General features: G+C 76.7%; 17 protein-coding genes. 13 read left to right on the forward strand and 4 right to left on the reverse strand.

Annotated elements, in window-relative coordinates; translation table 11 throughout:
• Positions 1-6 precede the first annotated feature (6 nt).
• Entirely contained in the window at positions 7-711 is a 705-nt protein-coding gene (locus ABEB06_RS31615) for a TetR/AcrR family transcriptional regulator (RefSeq protein WP_345700329.1), read from the reverse strand.
• Positions 712-824: 113 nt separating this feature from the next.
• Between ABEB06_RS31615 and ABEB06_RS31620 the strand changes: the two genes are divergently transcribed.
• The 6 genes from ABEB06_RS31620 to ABEB06_RS31645 all read left to right on the forward strand — a co-directional run bounded on the left by ABEB06_RS31620 (position 825) and on the right by ABEB06_RS31645 (position 5,493).
• A complete protein-coding gene (locus ABEB06_RS31620; RefSeq protein WP_345700330.1) occupies positions 825-1,820 on the forward strand; it encodes an ATP-binding cassette domain-containing protein in 996 nt (331 codons plus the stop codon).
• Positions 1,817-2,608 carry an ABC transporter permease gene (locus ABEB06_RS31625; RefSeq protein WP_345700331.1) on the forward strand — a complete coding sequence of 264 codons (792 nt, stop codon included), beginning with the start codon at positions 1,817-1,819 and terminating at the stop codon, positions 2,606-2,608. Before ABEB06_RS31620 ends, ABEB06_RS31625 begins: the two co-directional genes overlap by 4 nt.
• A 48-nt stretch (positions 2,609-2,656) precedes the next feature.
• The gene (locus ABEB06_RS31630) at positions 2,657-3,628 is read left to right on the forward strand and encodes an aldo/keto reductase (RefSeq protein ID WP_345700332.1); all 972 of its coding nucleotides are present in this window, start codon (positions 2,657-2,659) and stop codon (positions 3,626-3,628) included.
• Between the two features lie 46 nt (positions 3,629-3,674).
• Positions 3,675-4,202, forward strand: coding sequence for a hypothetical protein (locus ABEB06_RS31635; RefSeq protein ID WP_345700333.1), 528 nt, complete (start codon positions 3,675-3,677; stop codon positions 4,200-4,202).
• A 13-nt stretch (positions 4,203-4,215) separates the two neighbouring features.
• A complete protein-coding gene (locus tag ABEB06_RS31640; RefSeq protein WP_345700334.1) occupies positions 4,216-4,830 on the forward strand; it encodes a C39 family peptidase in 615 nt (204 codons plus the stop codon).
• A gap of 66 nt (positions 4,831-4,896) precedes the next feature.
• Positions 4,897-5,493, forward strand: coding sequence for an AMIN-like domain-containing (lipo)protein (locus ABEB06_RS31645; protein WP_345700335.1), 597 nt, complete (start codon positions 4,897-4,899; stop codon positions 5,491-5,493).
• A gap of 298 nt (positions 5,494-5,791) precedes the next feature.
• Here ABEB06_RS31645 and ABEB06_RS31650 read toward each other — a convergent pair whose 3' ends face one another.
• Positions 5,792-6,640, reverse strand: a complete 849-nt coding sequence (locus tag ABEB06_RS31650) for an SCO6745 family protein (protein ID WP_345700336.1) — start codon at positions 6,638-6,640, stop codon at positions 5,792-5,794.
• 73 nt (positions 6,641-6,713) lie between these two features.
• On the opposite strand from ABEB06_RS31650, the gene rpe reads away from it, so the two are divergent.
• The 3 genes from rpe (at position 6,714) to ABEB06_RS31665 (ending at position 9,444) form a co-directional block, all read left to right on the forward strand.
• Positions 6,714-7,397, forward strand: coding sequence for a ribulose-phosphate 3-epimerase (gene rpe, locus ABEB06_RS31655; protein ID WP_345700337.1), 684 nt, complete (start codon positions 6,714-6,716; stop codon positions 7,395-7,397).
• A gap of 63 nt (positions 7,398-7,460) precedes the next feature.
• Positions 7,461-8,393 carry an alpha/beta hydrolase gene (locus ABEB06_RS31660; RefSeq protein WP_345700338.1) on the forward strand — a complete coding sequence of 311 codons (933 nt, stop codon included), beginning with the start codon at positions 7,461-7,463 and terminating at the stop codon, positions 8,391-8,393.
• A gap of 91 nt (positions 8,394-8,484) precedes the next feature.
• A complete protein-coding gene (locus tag ABEB06_RS31665; protein ID WP_345700339.1) occupies positions 8,485-9,444 on the forward strand; it encodes a pirin family protein in 960 nt (319 codons plus the stop codon).
• A gap of 16 nt (positions 9,445-9,460) precedes the next feature.
• Here the strand turns inward: ABEB06_RS31665 and ABEB06_RS31670 are convergent, their stop codons facing one another.
• Complete coding sequence (locus tag ABEB06_RS31670; RefSeq protein WP_345700340.1) at positions 9,461-9,850, reverse strand: DUF7144 family membrane protein; 390 nt, start codon at positions 9,848-9,850, stop codon at positions 9,461-9,463.
• Positions 9,851-9,995: 145 nt separating this feature from the next.
• Here ABEB06_RS31670 and ABEB06_RS31675 point away from each other — a divergent pair, with 145 nt between their 5' ends.
• A complete protein-coding gene (locus ABEB06_RS31675; RefSeq protein WP_345700341.1) occupies positions 9,996-10,196 on the forward strand; it encodes a hypothetical protein in 201 nt (66 codons plus the stop codon).
• A gap of 5 nt (positions 10,197-10,201) precedes the next feature.
• On the opposite strand, the gene ABEB06_RS31680 is transcribed toward ABEB06_RS31675, so the two are convergent.
• A complete protein-coding gene (locus ABEB06_RS31680; RefSeq protein WP_345700342.1) occupies positions 10,202-12,895 on the reverse strand; it encodes a winged helix-turn-helix domain-containing protein in 2,694 nt (897 codons plus the stop codon).
• 189 nt (positions 12,896-13,084) lie between these two features.
• Here ABEB06_RS31680 and ABEB06_RS31685 point away from each other — a divergent pair, with 189 nt between their 5' ends.
• The 3 genes from ABEB06_RS31685 to ABEB06_RS31695 all read left to right on the forward strand — a co-directional run bounded on the left by ABEB06_RS31685 (position 13,085) and on the right by ABEB06_RS31695 (position 16,050).
• On the forward strand, positions 13,085-13,606 hold the full coding sequence (locus tag ABEB06_RS31685) for a hypothetical protein (RefSeq protein ID WP_345700343.1): 522 nt from the start codon (positions 13,085-13,087) through the stop codon (positions 13,604-13,606).
• A 64-nt stretch (positions 13,607-13,670) separates the two neighbouring features.
• Positions 13,671-14,060 carry a DUF7144 family membrane protein gene (locus ABEB06_RS31690; protein WP_345700344.1) on the forward strand — a complete coding sequence of 130 codons (390 nt, stop codon included), beginning with the start codon at positions 13,671-13,673 and terminating at the stop codon, positions 14,058-14,060.
• A 139-nt stretch (positions 14,061-14,199) separates the two neighbouring features.
• Positions 14,200-16,050, forward strand: a complete 1,851-nt coding sequence (locus ABEB06_RS31695) for a hypothetical protein (protein ID WP_345700345.1) — start codon at positions 14,200-14,202, stop codon at positions 16,048-16,050.
• The last annotated feature ends 15 nt before the right edge of the window (positions 16,051-16,065 follow it).

Raw genomic sequence — 16,065 nt, forward strand, 5'->3', positions numbered from 1 at the left:
GGCGCGTCACTGGGTGGCGGGGCCGACCAGGGCGGTCAGCAGGCGCTGGAGGGAGCGGTCGAAGACCTGGTCGAGGTCGGCGGGCGCGGCCTGCTCGGCCAGTGCCGCGGTGAGGTGGGGGTAGGCGCCGGTGGCGGTCACCTGGGTGAGGTAGCGCACCAGGTCGGCCAGCCACTTGGCGCCGGAGTCGGCCGACTTGTGCTGCCACTCGCTGAACTGGCAGACGTAGCCGTTCAGTTGTGACAGCGCCTCCATCTTCGCGGCGCCGCCGAGCGTGGTGCCGGCGAGCGCGCCGAGGAAGTACTCGGTGTAGCGCAGGCCGTTGGGCCCGAGCCCGGGGCGTTCGGCGACGACCGTCGCGGCCCACCGGTGGCGGGCCAGGATGGCGCGCAACTGCTTTGCCAGCATCGTGAGTTCGGCCCGCCAGTCGGTGCCGGGGCGGTCCGGCAGCTCGTACTCGCCGGCCAGCTGGTCGACCATCAGGTCGAAGAGGTGCTCCTTCTTGGGCACGTAGTTGTAGAGCGACATGGTGCCCGCGCCGAGCGCGGCGGCGACCCGCCGCATCGAGACCGCGTCCAGCCCCTCGGCGTCGGCGATGGCCACCGCGGCGGCCGCGATCGAGGCGCGGCTGTGGGCCGGCCGGGGGCCCCGCCCGGAGTGTTCGGGGCGCAGCCAGATCAGCTCGGGAACGTCCGGCGGTGTGGACGGCATGCGTGGATCACCTCGCCGCTCATCCTAGAGCTCCCCTTTTCTCCGTACGGCGTACCTAGTAAGGTGGCGCGCAGAGTGCTTCTACGTACGCTGTACCCAGAGAAGGGCCTGCCATGAGCGACCCGGCGATCTCCGTCCACGACCTGCACAAGCGCTTCGGCGCCACCGAGGCCCTGCGCGGGCTCCACCTGACCGTCCCCGCCGGCACCGTCTGCGGCCTGCTCGGCCCCAACGGCGCCGGCAAGACCACCGCGGTGCGCGTGCTCGCCACCCTGGTCCGACCCGACCGCGGCACCGCCCGGGTCGCCGGCCACGACGTGCTGCGCGAACCTGCCGAGGTGCGGCGACGGATCGGCCTCGCCGGGCAGCACGCCGCCCTCGACGAAGGCCTCACCGGCCGGGACAACCTCGACCTGCTGGCCCGCCTGCACCACCTCGGCGCCGCCCGCGCCCGGACCCGCACCGCCGAGCTGCTCGCCGCCTTCGGCCTGGACGCCTCCGCCGACCGCCCGGTGCGGACCCTCTCCGGCGGCCAGCGCCGCCGCCTCGACCTGGTCGCCAGCCTGATCACCCGACCGCCGGTGCTCTTCCTCGACGAGCCCACCACCGGACTCGACCCGCGCAGCCGCCGCGAGATCTGGAACGCCGTGCGGGAGCTCGCCGACGGCGGCACCACGGTGCTGCTCACCACCCAGTACCTCGACGAGGCCGACCGGCTCGCCGACCAGGTGGTCGTCGTCGACCGCGGCGCCGCCATCGCCGACGGCGCCCCCGCCGCGCTCAAGGCCAGGATCGGCACCCGGGTGGAACTCGTCCTCGCCGAGGACGCCGACCTCGGACGGGCCGCCGCCGTGCTCGCCGCCCTGACCGGCGGCCACCCCGAACCCGACCCCGTCGAGGGCCGGGTGTCCGCGGTCTCCGCCCCCGGCCGGGGCCTCGCCCTGCCGCAGCTGGTCCGCGACCTGGACGGCGCGGGCGTCGCCGTCCACGACGTGGCGCTGCGCCCGCCCACCCTGGACGACGTCTTCCTCGCGCTGACCGCACCGACCGCACCGACCGCACCGACCGCGCCGACCGCCTCGACCGCTGCCGTGGAGCGTGCCGCATGACCGTGCTCGCCACCGTCCCCGTGGACACCGCCGCCGCCGCCCGGCGCATCCTGCTCACCTACCGGCGCTCGCCCGGGCTGATGGCCGCCTCGCTGGCCGTGCCCGTCGCCATGGTCGGCGTCTTCGGGTACGTCTTCGGCAGCGCCGTCCGGGTGCCCGGCGGCGGCAACTACCGGGAGTACCTGATGCCCGGTCTGTTCGCCCTGGTCGCCGTCAACGGCCTGATGCCCACCATGGTCGGGGCCGCCCGCGACGCCGGGCGCGGCGTCACCGACCGGCTGCGCTCGATGTCCGTCTCCCGGTTCGGCCTGCTGCTCGGCCAGGCGCTCGCGGACCTGCTGGTCGCCGCCGTGGTGCTGGTGCCCACCGCCGCCGTCGGGCTGGCGGCCGGCTGGCGGGTGCGCGACGGCCTCGGGCCGGCGCTCGGCGCCTTCGCGCTGCTGCTGCTCTTCCGGTTCACCGTCACCTGGGTCGGCACCACGCTGGGGCTCGCCGTCGGCAAGGAGGAGACGGCCGGGCAACTCGCGGTCCTGGTCTTCCCGTTCGCCATGGTCGCGAACGTCTTCGTCCCCACCGGCGGGATGCCCGGCTGGCTCGCCGCCGTCGCCGACTGGAACCCGATCAGCGCCGTGGCCGCCGCCTGCCGCACGCTCTTCGGCAACCCCGTCGAACTCGGCGGCGCCTGGCCGATGCAGCACCCGGTCGCCGCCACCCTCGGCTGGTGCGCCCTGCTGCTCGCGGTGTTCGTCCCGCTCGCCGTCCGCCGGTTCGCGTCGGCGGGCCGCTGATCCTTTTTGTGCTGGACAATTCGGCTGGTGCGGCGGAGGGTTGGGGACATGGAGTACACCCACCTCGGCCGCACCGGCCTGACCGTGTCCCGTCTCTGCCTCGGCACCATGAACTTCGGCCCGCACACCGAGCCGCACGACGCCCACCGGATCATGGATGCCGCGCTCGACCACGGCATCAACTTCTTCGACACCGCCGACGTCTACGGCTGGGGCGAGAACAAGGGCCTCACCGAGACCATCATCGGCGACTGGTTCAACCGCGGCGGCGGGCGGCGGGAGAAGACCGTGATCGCCACCAAGGTCTACGGCGAGATGGGGGAGTGGCCCAACGAGGGCAAGCTCTCCGCGCTGCACATCCGACGGGCCGTCGACGCGAGCCTGCGCCGGCTGCAGACCGACCACATCGACCTCTACCAGATGCACCACGTCGACCGGGACACCCCGTGGGACGAGATCTGGCAGGCGATGGAGGTGCTGGTCGCCCAGGGCAAGATCCTCTACGTCGGCTCCAGCAACTTCGCCGGCTGGCACCTCGCGCAGGCCCAGGAGACCGCCCGCGCCCGGAACTTCCTCGGCCTGACCAGCGAGCAGTCGTTCTACAACCTGCTGGTCCGCGACATCGAGGCCGAGGTCGTCCCGGCCGCGCAGCACTACGGGCTCGGCCTGATCCCGTGGTCGCCGCTGGCGGGCGGGCTGCTCGGCGGCGTCATCCGCAAGGAGCGCGAGGGCGTCCGGCGGGTCAACGGCTACGCCGCGGACCGGCTGGAGAAGCACCGCGACCAGCTCGCCGCGTACGAGGACCTGGCCGCCGAACTCGGCCGGGAGCCGGGCGACGTGGCCCTCGCCTGGCTGCTGACCCGGCCGGCCGTCACCGCACCGATCGTCGGCCCGCGGACGATGGACCAGCTGGACGCGGCGGTGCGGGCGCTGGACGTCGAACTGGACGCGAAGACGCTGGAGCGGCTCGACGAGATCTTCCCGGGGCGGAAGACGGCGCCCGAGGACTACGCCTGGTAGAAATGATCATCAGATCGACCGGCTGAGAACGACGCGGGGGGACCGGATGAAGAGGCGGAATCTGCTGCTGTTCCTGGGCGGGGCGGCGACGGCGGTCGCGGTGGCGACAGTGCCGTCCTGGGGTGAGGACGCCCCGCCGTCCGGGGCGAAGGGGCCGAAGCCGCGCACCGCGACCGCGGAGCTCGACAGGCTCCTCCCTTCGCTCGCCCCGCTGCGCGAGGCGCAGTGGCTGATCGACTCCGACCTCGACGGCTCCCGGTCGATCCCCAGCCCCGACCACGTGGTGGTCGGGTTCCTGCGGACCCGCCCCGGGCTGTTCGCCGAGCTGAAGGGCCGGTACGCCTTCGAACCGGTCCCGAAGTTGAACCTGGACGGCTTCACCGCGAAGCACCTGGCCCCGGTCGCGCCGGGGGAGGCGACCTGGGTGCGCAGTGAGGACTTCGATGCCTCCCTGGGCGCCCGGATGCACGTCACCTTCGACGCCGGCAGCGACCTGGTGTACTTCGAGGCGATCAACCCGAAGCAGCCGCAGCCGTCCGGTACCCCGCAGCCGGGCGCCAGTGCGTCAGGATGACCGGGTGAAGCCGATGACGCATCAGGTGCCCTACTACTCCCAGTGGGAGTCGCCCGAGCTCGTCCCCGACATCCTCGACGGGACGGTCCGGGCCGCCGACGACCCGCTGTGGGAGCGCTCGGGCGCGCCCAGCGAGGAGGAGTACGAATACTGGTCCTGGCGGCTGTGCGGGATGGCCTGCCTGCGGATGGCCCTCGACTACTGGTGGGGCGTGGCGCCGGCCGCCGTCCGGCTCGCCGAGGAGTCCGTGGCCGCCGGCGCGTACGTCCGCCACCCCGACGGGCGTCTGGACGGGCTGATCCACGCGCCGTTCGCCACCTACGTGCGCGAGCGGTGGGGGCTGCAGGCCGAGGCCCGGGCGCCGCTGACCGCCGCCGAGGTGCGGGCGGAGGTGACCGGCGGGCGGTTGGTGATGCTCTCGGTCCACCCGAGCATCCGCACCCTGGACCCGGCCCCGCCCCGGCAGGGCGGGCACCTGGTGCTCGCGGTCGGCGCGGGGGAGGACGAACTGCTGATCCACAACCCGTCGGGCTTCCCGGACGGGTCGCAGCAGTTCGCGGCCGTCCCGTGGGCGGACCTCGAACGGTTCTACGCCGGCCGCGGGATCGTGCTGGGCCCGCCGGACTGAAACCGCGGGGCCCGCGCGGATCGTCCTCCCCGGTGAAGGATCCGGCGCTGCCGAGGGAGGCAGACGATGAGACGGCTACTGGTGGTTTCGATGGCGCTCGCCGTGACGGGCGCGGGTGCGGTGGCGGCTCCGGCGGCGTTCTCCGCGCCCGCCCCGGCCGCGGCCGCCGCGACGGTCAGCTGCCCGGTCGGGTGGGGCAGCCTGCCCGAGGACCGGACGGGCGACCCGCTGCAGCCGCTCACCGGGGTGCGCACCGGGAGGCACGACTGCTACGACCGGATCGTGCTGGACGTGCCCGGCAGCTCGGCGGCGCGGCCCGTCGGCTACCACGTGCGGTACGTGCCGGCGCTGGTGCAGGACGGGTCGGGGGCCATCGTGCCGGTCGCCGGCGGCGCGATCCTGGAGATCGTGGCCGAGGCGCCCGCGTACGACCCGGCGACCGGCGCGGTGACGTACCCGGCGCTGGCCGGGCAGCCGCTTCCGGGGGTCGACCTGACGGGGTACCGGACGCTGCGCGACGCCAAGTTCGGCGGCAGTTTCGAGGGCCGGACGCAGCTCGGGATCGGCGTCCGGGCGCGGCTGCCGTTCCGGGTGTTCCCGTTGGACGGGCGGCTGGTGGTCGACGTGGCGCACAGCTGGACCGCGACCGCTGCTGCGGGCTGAGCGGGCCGACGCTGCGCGGGCTGAACCGGCTGAGCGGGTGGGCCGAGTGGCGGACGCCGGGCGGTCGGGTAGCCGGGTGGTCGGGTAGCCCGGTGGTCGTGTAGTCGGGTAGCCGGGCGGTCGGGCCGTGTGGCCGACGCCGGGTGGTCGGGGGTCGGTGGCCGGGCCGTGTGGCCGACGCCGGACGGGGCGGACGGGTCGAATGGCCGGACGGGCCAGGCGGGTCGGGCGGTCCGGCGGTCGGACGGGGACTGTCGGGCCGGGCCTGCCGGGCCGGGGCTTCGGCGGGGCCGGGGGCTCAGCCGGGCAGGCCGATCGGGTTCTGCGCGGGGAGGGCCGCGCGGCAGGCGGTCGCGATCGGGCCGAGCGCGGCGGCCAGCTCGTCGAGTTCGGCGCGGTGGAAGCCGGACCAGACCCGGGCGGCGGCGAGGTCGGTGGCGGCCTCCAGCGCGCCGTGGCGGGCCCGGCCCGCCGGGCTCGCGGATCCGTCCGCCCCCAGCCAGCCGCGCTCGGCGAGGCGGCCGGCGGCGGCGTCCCACTCCTCGTCGGTCCAGCCGCGGTGCGGCTGCAGGGTCTCGCGACGGGTGTCGAGCGCGCAGCGCAGGACCAGCGCCTCGCACCCGTCCAGCCCCTCGGCGACCAGGGCCGCCACGTGGCCGTCGCCGCGGTGCTCGCGCAGGACCGTGGTGGCCTGCCAGAGCCGGGCCAGCGGCGGCTCGGGGCGGGGGAGGGCGGCGTTGGCCGCGGCCAGCACCCGGCCCGAGCAGTCGAGCCCGGCGACGGCACGCTCCAGCAGGCCGACGGCGCGGTCGACCGGGCCGGGCCCGACGGGTTCGAGCAGGCGCGCCAGGGCGGCGGTGGCGCCCTCGACCCGGGCGGCGAGCGCTCGTTCCGGGGTGGCGCGGGTCCAGATCTCGGGCAGGGCGCGCTCGACCATCCGCGGGGCGAAGTTGAAGAAGGCGGCGACCACCGGCGCGGCGTCCACCGGCCCGAGCGGGGCGGCCCGGCCGCCGAAGTAGCCGCGCCAGTATCCGCGCAGGCCCGCCTCCTCGTACGCGGCCCGGCCCTCGGGGGCGAAGTAGGTGACGGCGTGCACGGGTTCGAACAGCCACCACAGCGAGCGGGCGGGGTGGGCCGGTTCGGCCATCGGCGTCCTTCCGGGGATGATGGACCGGGGCAGCCGCTCCAGCCGCCGCACCGATTCGTGAAGGTACCCGCACATGGCGCAGATCAATCCCAGCATCCTGTCCGCCGACTTCGCCCGCCTCGCGCAGGAGGCGGAGCGGGTCCACGGCGCGGACTGGCTCCACGTGGACGTCATGGACAACCACTTCGTCCCCAACCTGACGCTGGGCGTGCCGATCGTCGAGTCGCTGGCGCGGGCCACCGACATCCCGCTCGACTGCCACCTGATGATCGAGCAGCCGGACCGCTGGGCGCCGCAGTACGTGGAGGCCGGCGCCGGCTCGGTGACCTTCCACGTCGAGGCGGCGGCCGCCCCGGTCCGCCTGGCCCGGGAGATCCGTGCCAAGGGCGCGCGGGCGTCGATGGCGCTCCGGCCGGCCACCCCGATCGAGCCGTACGAGGACCTGCTCCCCGAGCTCGACATGGTGCTGATCATGACCGTGGAGCCGGGCTTCGGCGGACAGGCCTTCCTGGACATCATGCTGCCCAAGATCCGCCGCACCCGGGAACTGATCTCCAAGCACGGCCTGGAACTGTGGCTGCAGGTCGACGGCGGCGTCGCGCCCGCGACCATCGAGCGCTGCGCCGAGGCCGGCGCGGACGTCTTCGTGGCCGGCTCGGCGGTGTACGGCGCGGCCGACCCGGCCGAGGCGGTACGGGCGCTGCGCGCGCAGGCCGACGCGGCGACCGCGGCGGCGCCCTGGGCCTGCGCGCACTGAGACCGCAACCGGCCGGACGGCGACGGCGTCTGACGGTCCGTGACACGCAATGATCACCGAGACGTGAGCCGGGCACCTCGAACCGCCGACCCGGAGGCGGATGCCGTCGTGCAGCCGGAGCGCGGGGCGGTGGAGCGCGGGGCGGTGGAGCCGGTGCGGGTCGGTCGGCGGCGGCTGCTGGGTGCGCTGGCGGTCGCCGGGATCGGCGCCGTCGCGGTCGGCGGGGCGGTGGTCGAGGACGTGCTGCCCGGCGGGCCCCGGCTGCGGCGGCTGCTCGGGATGACCGGCCCGGACGGGGCGGTGCCTGCGGTCGACGCGGGTGCGGTGCGCACCGAGCGGGTCCGCTCCGCGGCGCGCGGCCGGGAGGTCGGGCTGGTGACGATCGACCCGGCCGGTCCGGTCCGCCCCGACCTACCGGTCTGTCTGGCCCTGCACGGGCGCGGCGGGAGCGCGCGGGCGCTGCTCGACCTGGGCCTGCCGCAGTTCCTCGCCGCGGTCGGCGCGCCGATGCGGATCGTCGCGGTCGACGGCGGCGACGCCACCTACTGGCACGCGCGCACCCCGGGCGACGACCCGATGGCGATGCTGACCGGTGAGCTCCCCGGCTGGCTGCGGCAGCGCGGCCTGCCCGCGCCGACCCGGGCGCTCGGCATCTCGATGGGCGGCTCGGGCGCGTTGCGGTACGCGCGGGCGCGCGGCGGGCTGGACGCGGTCGCGCTGCTCAGCCCGGCGCTCTTCCGCAGCTGGGGCGACGCGCGCACGGTGGACGGCTTCCGGGACGAGGCGGACTGGCGCGAACACGAGCCGCTGCTGCACCCGGACGCCACGCCCGTACGCCGCCTCGGGGTGTGGTGCGGCACCGAGGACCCGTTCTGCCCGGCGGCCCGCACGCTCACCGGCCGCGCCGCCGAGGCCCGCTTCCCGCGCGGCGCCCACACCGACGGCTTCTGGCGCCGCGTCCTGCCCGAGGCGATCGGCTTCCTCGGCACCGTCTGACCCGCCGGGCGGAGCCCGGCCGCCGCGAGGTCCGTGGCCGCCCGGCGGTTCTCGGCCGGTGACGGCGGTGGGGGCGCGTACGGTGGCGGGCATGAGCAACCTGGACACCAAGCCCGCGGAGGACGTGTGCGGCCGGGAGGCGCCGGACGGTCCGGTCAGGGAGCTGCTGACCGGCCGGACGGTCCCGCTCGGCGGGTCGACGCAGGTCCGCAGGCTGTTGCCGAACCTCGGGCGGCGGATGGTCGGCGCGTGGTGCTTCGTCGACCACTACGGCCCGGACGACATCGCCGACGAGCCGGGCATGCAGGTCCCGCCGCACCCGCACATGGGCCTGCAGACGGTCAGCTGGCTGCACGAGGGCTCGGTTCTGCACCGCGACAGCCTGGGCAGTCTGCAGACGGTGCGCCCGCGCGAGCTGGGCCTGATGACGTCCGGCCGGGCGATCGCGCACTCCGAGGAGTCCCCGCGCGACCACGCGCCCCTGCTGCACGGCGCCCAGCTCTGGGTGGCCCTGCCGGACGCGCACCGGCACACCGCGCCCGCCTTCGAGCACCACCCGGACCTGCCGGAGGTCACCGCGGACGGCCTCACCGCCCGGCTGATCCTCGGCACCCTGGACGGCGCCGTCTCGCCGGGAACCACCTTCACCCCGCTGGTCGGCGCCGACCTGACGCTGCGCGAGGGCGCCTCGCACCGGCTGCCGCTGGAGCCCGGTTTCGAGTACGCGGTGCTGGCGATGGCCGGCAGCGTGGAGGTGGACGGGGTGCGGGTCGAGCCGGGCTCGATGCTCTACCTCGGGTGCGGGCGGCGGGAGGTGCCGCTGCTGGCGCACACCGACGGTTCGGTGCTGCTGCTCGGCGGGGAGCCGTTCGAGGAGCGGCTGGTGATGTGGTGGAACTTCATCGGCCGCAGCCACGAGGAGATCGCCCAGGCCCGCGAGGAGTGGAACGCGGGCATGACGTTCGGCGAGGTCCGCGGCTACGACGGTGCCCGGCTGCGCGCGCCCGAGCTGCCGCCGGGCCCGCTGAAGTCCCGGGGCCGGGTGCGCTGAGGCCCGGCGGTGCCGGTCAGCGCGGGTCGGGTGCGGTGAGGACGGCCCAGAGCGCGACCACGTCGATCGCGATGATCAGGAGCGACCAGACGGGGTAGCTCGGCAGGAAGACGAACTGGACGAAGAGGTCGGCGCACAGCACCGCCGTCGGGAACCAGCGGCTGGGCAGGTCGCCGGTGAGCAGCCGGATGCCGGCCAGTCCCTGGGCGATCGCCAGGGCGAGCACCGTCCAGCCCAGGCTGTGCAGGTCGCCGAAGACGTAGCGGTCGGTGCCGGTGAGGACCTTCGAGTCGGTCAGCGCCGCCATCGCGTCCAGGCCGTTGAACAGGGCCAGCAGGACCAGCGCGACGCCCGCGAAGGGCAGCAGGTTCCGGCGCGGCGCCGCCGGGGGCGGGGGTGCGGCCATGGACGGGCTCCCTTCCGGAGGAGGACCGTGCTCCCCGCCAGGCTACGGGCCGGCGGGCGGGCGCCGGATCACCTGTCGCGGGTGATGCCGGGGCCCCGGCGGGGCCGGAGGCTGGAGGTCCGCCGAGGCGAAGGGAGCCGGCCCCATGCGCTACGAGATCCGCGTGTCCGGCGTCCTCCGGGAGGAGACCCGCAGGGAGGGCTTCCCCGAGTTGGAGAGCGTGACCGTTCCCGGCCAGACGATGCTGTTCGGCGACGTGGTCGACGAGGCGCACCTGTACGGGCTGCTGAGGCGCTTCCAGGTGCTCGGGCTGACGGTGACCGAGCTGCGCAGGCTGCCGGAGTGAGCGGCTCAGCCGCCGTCGAGCAGGCGCAGCCGTGCCGCGCGGCGCACCGCCTCGCGGCGGCTGCCGGTCAGCAGCTTCCGGTTGATGCTCTTCAGGTGCGTCTTGACGGTGTTCGGCGAGAGGAACAGCTCCTCGGCGATCTCCTGGGTGGAGAGCATCCGGGCGGCGCAGGCCAGCACCTCCCGCTCGCGCCCGGTCAGCGGCTCGGCCGGCGGCGCCTCGTCCTCGGGCGCTCCCCCGAGGTCGGCCGGGGCCGAGGTCGGGGCCCCGGTCGGGGCCGGGGCCAGGGCCGCAGCCGGGGGCCGCAGGTCGTCCGGCAGCCACGGGTGGGCGCGGGCGAGTTCGGGCCGCCGGCGCAGTTGGCGGCGCACCCAGCCGGCCGACTCGCGGAACGGCCGGCGCAGCAGCTCCGGTTCGGCGGTGGCCAACGCCTGGGCGAGCAGCCGGAGGCCCTCCGGGCCGTCCGCCGCGGGGTCGGCGCGGGCGAGCAGCAGCAGCGCCCGGGTTCGGGTCGCGGTGCCGACGGCGGGGGCGTCGCGCAGGGCGCGCAGCTGCCGCAGGGCGTCCTCCCGGTCGTGTCCGGCGGCCAGGCGGGCCCGCGTCGCGGTGAGGACGGACTCCGGGGCCCGGGCCGGCACGCCGTCCAGCGCCCGGACCGCCGCGTCGGGCCGGCCGGCCGCCAGGAGCGCGGCGCAGCCGGCGACGGCGAGGCGTTCGCGGCTCCACCCGGTCGGACGGTCCGCGAGTCCGGGCTCCCGGGCCGACTCCTCCAGGAGCCGCAGCGCCGCGTCGGGGCGGCCCCGGGCCAGGTGCAGCTCGGCGCGGATCACGGCGGCGCCGAGGGCGACCACCGGGTCGTGCCGCGGGTCGGGGTGGGCGGCCAGCCGGTCCAGTGCCGCGCGGGCGGCAGCGGGTTCGTCGTGTTCGAGCGCGGTGGCGGCCAGCACCAGGTTGCGGACGCCGGTCCGGCCCTCGGGCGGGAGGCTGGAGCGGTCGGCCGCCTCGTCGGCCTCGTGGACGCGCCGCTCGGCCCGGCCCGGCCGGCCGCGCAGGCAGTCGATGAGGGCCAGCCGGCACAGCGCGTCGTGGCGCAGCCGGGCGGTGGCGGGCGAGGGCGGCACCTGCGCGGCGGCGCCGAGGGCGCGGCCGGCCTCGTCGAGGCGGCCGTGCCACAGCAGGGCGGAGCCCAGGTCGGCGTCGACCTGGGTGAGCAGCTCGGGGTGCTGCTCCAGCAGCTCGGCCGGTGCGGCGCGGCAGAGTTCGTGGGCCCGGCGGGCGGACCGGTCGGCGAGCGCGGCCGATCCCACCGCGCGGGCGGCCCCGGTGCGGACGAACGCGGCCGCCAGCTGGTGGGTCGTCCGCTCGGGCGGCAGCTCCGGTTCGGCCCGGTCCAGGATTTGCAGCGCCGCCGCGGCGTCGTCGCGGGCCAGGTGGACGGCCGCCCGGACGAGTTCCGCGGCCGGGGTGCGGACGGTCGGCGGCATCCGGGAGAACAGTTCGCCCAGACGGGTGGCGTCCCGTCCGGCGAACAGCTCGCCGAGCGCCAGCTGGTCGACCAGGATCCGGGCGGCCAGGGCCCAGTCACCGCCCTCGGCGGCGTGGTCCAGCGCGGCCCGGTACTGCCCGTGCCCGGCGAGCCAGTGGGCGGCCCGGACGTGCAGCCGCTCGGCCCGCTCCGGGTCGGCGGCGTGCAGGTGCAGCCGGAGGATGGCGGCGAACACGGGATGCAGCCGGTACCAGCCGTCGCCCAGGGCCTCGGTGAAGGCGTTCTCCTGGTCCAGCCGGCCGAGGATCCGCAGGCCGTCGCGGCGGCCGGTGAGCGCGTCGGCGAGGTCGGGGTGGACCCGGGCGAGGATGCTGCAGCACAGCAGCAGGTCCTGGGTGGGCGCGGGCCGGGTGCGCAGCACCTCGGCCAGCAGGAAGTCCGACAGCACGGTGTGCTCGGCGTCGACCCGCTTGAGGTAGGTGTCGGGGTCGTCGGCCGCCTGCGCGGCGAGCGCGAGCAGCCGCACCCCGGCCGTCCAGCCGGAGACGGCGCGGTGCACCGCCGCGGCGGTGGCGTCGCCGAGCCGCAGGCCGTGGCGGCCGAGCACGGCGGAGGTCTCGTCGGGGGTGAGCGCCAGGTCGGCGGCGCGCACCTCGGCGAGTTCGCCGGCCGCCCGGTAGCGGTGCAGGGGAAGCAGCGGGTCGCTGCGCCCGACCAGCACCAGCCGCAGGTGCCCGGCGGTGTGCCGGACCAGGTCGTGGAGCTGCTCGGTCAGCCGGGGGTCGTCGATGTTCTCGAACTCGTCCAGGACCAGGACCAGCGGCTCGGGCCGCCCGTTGATCCAGGCGGCCAGCCTGATCAGCAGGGACGGTTCGACGTGGTCGGCCTCGGCCGGGACGGCCAGGTCCTCCGGCAGCCCGGGGACGCCGGCCCGCAGGGCCTCGCGGACGTACGCCCAGAAGTTGCCGGGCCGGTTGTCGCTCGGCTCGACGGTCAGCCACCCCACCGCGCCGGGCGCGCGTCCGGCCGCCAGCCAGTCGGCCACCAGCAGGGTCTTGCCCGCGCCGGCCGGCCCGGTGACCAGGGTGACCGGCCGCCGCACCGCCTCGTCGAGCCGGTGGACCAGGCGCTCGCGGCGCAGGAAGGCCTCCGGCGGGCGAGGCGGCCGCAGGCGGGTGGTCAGCATCGGGTCGCCGTTGGGCATCAGAGACATCGGCTACCGCCTGGTTCCGCCCGGGGACGTGATCGTTTCCGACCGTAGCCCGGCCCCGCGGGTGTCGCCCGTCCGGGTGCCGCACGCCGCCTCACCCGGAACAGGTGAGGCCGAACCGGCCGGAAGGAGCGAGGATCGCCAGGAGGGGCCGACCGGTCGGCCCCGGCGCGGTGACCGGGAGGAGAAGCCGTGACCACGTCCCACAGCCGTACCCCCGCCCCGCCCGAACCGTCCCGGGACCGGTCCGGAAAGCGGACCGACTACTCCGGCGCGGTGTACGGATCCATGCTGGCCGCCTCGGTGATCGCGGCCTCCAGCGTCACCGGGCCGCACCCGCGGGTGTCGCTGATCGTGCTGCTGCTGATCACCGGCCTGGTCTTCTGGGCCGCGCACGTCTACGCGAACGTCGCCGGCTCGCGCGAGATCGGCCGCCCGATCACCTTCGCCCAGGTGCACCGGGTCGGTGTCCGCGAGTGGTCGCTGGTCGAGGCGGCGGTGCTGCCGGCCCTGGCGGTGCTGGTCAGCCCCTGGCTCGGGATGGGGGAGACCGCCTGGCTGGCGCTCGGCGTCGCCATCGCACAGCAGGTGGGCTGGGCGACCCTGGGGGCTCGCCGGGCCGGTGCGACCTGGGGGCAGACCACCGCCGAGGGCGCGGTCAACCTGGTGCTCGGCCTGCTCATCGTGGCGGCCAAGGTGGCCGTCGGACACTGACCGCCCGACCCGGGCACTGCCCGCCCGACCCGGACACTGACCGCCGTCCGTCCCGGAGGACACCATGGCCCGCTCAGGACAGGTCACCTTCGCCGGTGTGCTGCTCGCCCTGCTCGGCGCGCTCAACGCCCTGGACGGCACCGCGGCGATCGCCCGGTCGCACGTCTTCGTCGCCGACGCCCACTTCGTGATCGGCGGCCTGCGGGCCTGGGGCTGGGTGCTGCTGGCCCTGGCCTTCGTCCAACTGGCCGCCGCCTGGGGCGTGCTGAGCGAGCGCGCGGAGTGGGCCCGCTGGACCGGTGTCGGCGCGCTCGGCCTCAACGCCTTCGCGCAGCTGGCCTTCACGCCCGCGTACCCGCTCTGGGCGGTGATCGTCATCGCGCTGGACGTGGTCGCCGTCTACGCCCTGACCGCGCTGTGGCCCGCGGCGCCGCGGGAGGCGGTCGGCGGCTGACCGGACCGGGGTGACCGGACCGGGGTGACCGGGTGGGCCGACCGGGTGAACCGGGCGGCCGGGGGTGCTGCGCAACCATCGCATGATCGACTCGTTGGATCATCGGCGGAGCTCATCACCTGCAGTGCGGAAGGCCCAGATGGAGCCACACCTCCCCGAAGAACCGTTCCGGCCGACCGAGGCGGCCCTGGTGCACGACTACCGGCGCCTGGTGGCCCTGGCCTACCTGACCCTCCCGGCCGAGCGCGGGCGGCACTCCCGGGTGCTGACGGCCCACGCGGCGGTCCGCCGCTCGCTCCCGTCGCGCCGCGCGCTGCCGCTGGGCCGGCGCCGCCCGGCGGACGGGACCGAACTGCGCGGCCGCGTCCTGCGGACCGCGCTGGCCGGCCGCCGCCCGCTGCTGCCCCGGGCCCTCGGGCTGCGGCTCTTCCCGCCCGCCGCCGACGGCCAGGAGACCGCGTTCGACCAGGCCCTGCGCACCCTGGACGGCCCGGGCCGGGCCGCCTGGGCGCTGCGCGCGCTGTGGGGGTGCCCGACCGGCGAGACCGTCGAGGTGCTGCGCGCCGCCGGGGTGACCCGGGCGGAGGCCGCGGCCGCCACGGCGGCGGCGGTGCCCGGACCGCCGCCCGGCGGCTGGGGCGGCCCCGGGCTCCCGGCCGCGTTCGACGCCTGCCGGGTGCAGGTGCGCCGGACCGACCCGCCGACCGGCCGCCGGGTCCTCGGCGCCGCGCTGGCCGCCGTCCTGCTGGCCGCGACCGCCGCGCTGGCGCCCCGGCTGGCGGGAGCGGACGGACCGGCCCGGGCGGACGGAGGATCCGCCGACGGCCGCCCGGCCGGCCCGGTGACCGGCCCGCCCGGCGGCCTCGCCGCGCTCGACACCGTGCCGCCGGACGCCTGGCGGCACACCGCCCGGATCGACTTCTCCGCGTGGCCCGCGCGCGGTGACCGCCGCACCGACCGGGCCCTGCTCGGCCGTGCCCTGGACGCCTGGCGCGCCGCCGGCCCGGCCGCGTCCGCCGCCGAGCCCGGCACCCCCGCCGGGCCGCCCGGCGGCGACGCGCGGGTGCTGTACGCCGGCGACGTGGACGGCGCGGCCGTCGTGCTGCTGTACGACGCCACCCGGATCGCCCGCTGGACCGACGGCGAGGGCCTGCGGCTCGCCCGCGCCGACAGCTCGGACGTCACCACCGCCGCGGCGGTGACCCTGCGCCGCACCGGCGGCACGGTCCGCTACCTGCTGGCCCCGTGGATCGCCGAGGCGCAGTCGCGCCCGCTGGACCGCCCGGACGAGCCGGCCCACGGCCTCGCCGCACCCGACGGCGTGACCGCCCCGCTCCCGGCCGGGGGCGCCCCGGGCTGCCCGGGCGGCACCCTCCTGCACCTGCGCTCCTCGCCGCAGATCGCCGAGCAGCACGCCTTCGCGCTCGCGGACGTCGGCGGGCTGCTCCCCGCCCACCTGACGTACACCCCGCCGCCGGAGCAGGCACCGGCCCGGGCGCCGCGCGAGGCGGTCGGGGCGGAGGCGCTGCGGGCCTGGGCGGCGGCCGGCTGCGCGGTGCCCGACGCCTCGCCCGGCGTCCGGGCGCTGAACCTGTGGGCGTTCGCCGTCCAGCAGCTGCCCGCCGACGCCGGCCGGGCCACCTGGATGTGCCTGCGCGCCGACCGCTGGGCGGGTGACGGCTCGGCCGCCACCGCGGTGCTGCTGCCCGCCGAGGGCCGGGCCCGGCGCACCGGAGGCGCCCCGGGCCGGGCCTGCAGCCGCTTCGAGCAGGACACCGTGGGGTGGACCTGGTGGCGCTCCGCCGTCGGCGAGGACTACCTGCTCGCCGCCGGGAGCCGCCGGGTCACCCGGATCGACGTCCGGGGCCCCGGCTGGCAGGCCGACGGGCGGACGCTGGCCGTCCGCCGCACCGGCCCCGCAGTCCCCGTCCAGGTCGAGGCCCGGCTGGAGACCGGCTTCCGGATCGGCCCGCTCGCACCGCTCCGGTGAGCGACGGCGCGCGGC

This window comes from Kitasatospora terrestris, from assembly GCF_039542905.1.
Lineage (GTDB): Bacteria > Actinomycetota > Actinomycetes > Streptomycetales > Streptomycetaceae > Kitasatospora > Kitasatospora terrestris.

What these genes read in the sequence shown, in the direction of transcription:
- ABEB06_RS31665 (WP_345700339.1), top strand. Translation starts at nt 8,485, where the DNA reads ATGAGCAACCTGGACACCAAGCCCGCGGAGGACGTGTGCGGCCGGGAG.
- ABEB06_RS31620 (WP_345700330.1), top strand. Translation starts at nt 825, where the DNA reads ATGAGCGACCCGGCGATCTCCGTCCACGACCTGCACAAGCGCTTCGGC.
- ABEB06_RS31690 (WP_345700344.1), top strand. Translation starts at nt 13,671, where the DNA reads ATGGCCCGCTCAGGACAGGTCACCTTCGCCGGTGTGCTGCTCGCCCTG.
- ABEB06_RS31615 (WP_345700329.1), bottom strand. Translation starts at nt 711, where the DNA reads ATGCCGTCCACACCGCCGGACGTTCCCGAGCTGATCTGGCTGCGCCCC.
- ABEB06_RS31675 (WP_345700341.1), top strand. Translation starts at nt 9,996, where the DNA reads ATGCGCTACGAGATCCGCGTGTCCGGCGTCCTCCGGGAGGAGACCCGC.
- ABEB06_RS31645 (WP_345700335.1), top strand. Translation starts at nt 4,897, where the DNA reads ATGAGACGGCTACTGGTGGTTTCGATGGCGCTCGCCGTGACGGGCGCG.
- ABEB06_RS31625 (WP_345700331.1), top strand. Translation starts at nt 1,817, where the DNA reads ATGACCGTGCTCGCCACCGTCCCCGTGGACACCGCCGCCGCCGCCCGG.
- ABEB06_RS31630 (WP_345700332.1), top strand. Translation starts at nt 2,657, where the DNA reads ATGGAGTACACCCACCTCGGCCGCACCGGCCTGACCGTGTCCCGTCTC.
- ABEB06_RS31670 (WP_345700340.1), bottom strand. Translation starts at nt 9,850, where the DNA reads ATGGCCGCACCCCCGCCCCCGGCGGCGCCGCGCCGGAACCTGCTGCCC.
- ABEB06_RS31680 (WP_345700342.1), bottom strand. Translation starts at nt 12,895, where the DNA reads ATGTCTCTGATGCCCAACGGCGACCCGATGCTGACCACCCGCCTGCGG.
- rpe (WP_345700337.1), top strand. Translation starts at nt 6,714, where the DNA reads ATGGCGCAGATCAATCCCAGCATCCTGTCCGCCGACTTCGCCCGCCTC.
- ABEB06_RS31635 (WP_345700333.1), top strand. Translation starts at nt 3,675, where the DNA reads ATGAAGAGGCGGAATCTGCTGCTGTTCCTGGGCGGGGCGGCGACGGCG.
- ABEB06_RS31695 (WP_345700345.1), top strand. Translation starts at nt 14,200, where the DNA reads ATGGAGCCACACCTCCCCGAAGAACCGTTCCGGCCGACCGAGGCGGCC.
- ABEB06_RS31650 (WP_345700336.1), bottom strand. Translation starts at nt 6,640, where the DNA reads ATGGCCGAACCGGCCCACCCCGCCCGCTCGCTGTGGTGGCTGTTCGAA.
- ABEB06_RS31640 (WP_345700334.1), top strand. Translation starts at nt 4,216, where the DNA reads ATGACGCATCAGGTGCCCTACTACTCCCAGTGGGAGTCGCCCGAGCTC.